Consider the following 473-nt stretch of genomic DNA (forward strand, 5'->3'; position numbering starts at 1 on the left):
CACCGGTCCGGCCGCCTCGCGTGCGATCGCCATGATGCGCTGGTAGTCGTCCGGAAGCGCGTCGGGGCCGACGCCGGCGGCACGGGTCGGGATCAGCCACACAGACCGGCCGCCCACCTGGGCTTCCAGCGGCGCGGGCGCGAGTGACAGGTACTCACCGAAGCCCTGCTCGCTGATCCGCTGCACGACCCGCTCGGCGACCACGAGCTCGTCCCGCTCGACGCGCACATCGGCCAGCCGCTTGACCAGCTCCTCCTCCAGGAGATCCAGCTCAGCACGCCGAGCGGCGATCCGGTCCAACATCGCAGAATCTGTCATAACGACCGAGCGTAGAAACAGAACCACTCCCCACGACCACGAAACGGCGGAACGTCAAACGATCGAGACCACAGACAGCCCCGCACGACCAGCACAAGCGCCCACAAACCATGCCATGCCAGCACACTGACCAGCCACTTCAGGATGGTGGATCT

General features: G+C 66.6%; 1 protein-coding gene. It reads right to left on the minus strand.

Going from position 1 to position 473, the window contains the following annotated elements; translation table 11 throughout:
- A partial coding sequence (locus IZR01_RS49565) for a hypothetical protein (RefSeq protein WP_194927929.1) occupies positions 1–318 on the minus strand: 318 nt, incomplete at its 3' end.
- Positions 319–473: the final 155 nt, after the last annotated feature.

The sequence above is a fragment of the Catenulispora pinisilvae genome (assembly GCF_015356865.1).
Lineage (GTDB): Bacteria > Actinomycetota > Actinomycetes > Streptomycetales > Catenulisporaceae > Catenulispora > Catenulispora pinisilvae.